The organism is Vibrio sp. 10N.222.49.C9, assembly GCF_041474985.1.
GTDB classification, from domain to species: Bacteria; Pseudomonadota; Gammaproteobacteria; order Enterobacterales; family Vibrionaceae; genus Vibrio; species Vibrio crassostreae_C.
In genome coordinates this window covers 1-359 of sequence record NZ_JBFRVD010001535.1, presented here as the reverse complement: position 1 = coordinate 359, position 359 = coordinate 1, and the positions used below count along the sequence as shown (strand labels likewise).

1 protein-coding gene is annotated in these 359 nt (G+C 42.3%); it reads right to left on the bottom strand.

The window, feature by feature from the left end; genetic code table 11:
- Positions 1-124: 124 nt before the first annotated feature.
- On the bottom strand, positions 125-359 hold a 235-nt coding region (locus AB4585_RS29125), incomplete at its 5' end, for a hypothetical protein (RefSeq protein ID WP_372172290.1).

The following is a 359-nucleotide window of genomic DNA, read 5'->3' as shown; positions in this document are numbered from 1 at the left end:
TACGTACCCAGTCTCGATGAAAAGGTTTGCACGAACCATTTTATGAGGATTATCAGTACATAGAATCTGCTGTGCATCCTCTTGGGTGATTTGTCCGTCATCCGTTAGTATTGTAAAGCTCATGTTATGCCTCCACTGTACATTCAAATTGTGCAAGTTGTGCGTCTCTGACTTGATCTTGAATGTAGAAATAATTCGCGCGCAACTGATAGCTGACCTCTTGGGCTTTCTTAGCTTCTTCATTGATGGCCAGCTTGTCCTCTAAGGTGCCACGGCAACGTTTGGCCTTCGTTTTCAGGGTTTTGATTTGCTGATTGGCACGTTTAATTTCTCTATCTAAATCATCTTCACATTTGATG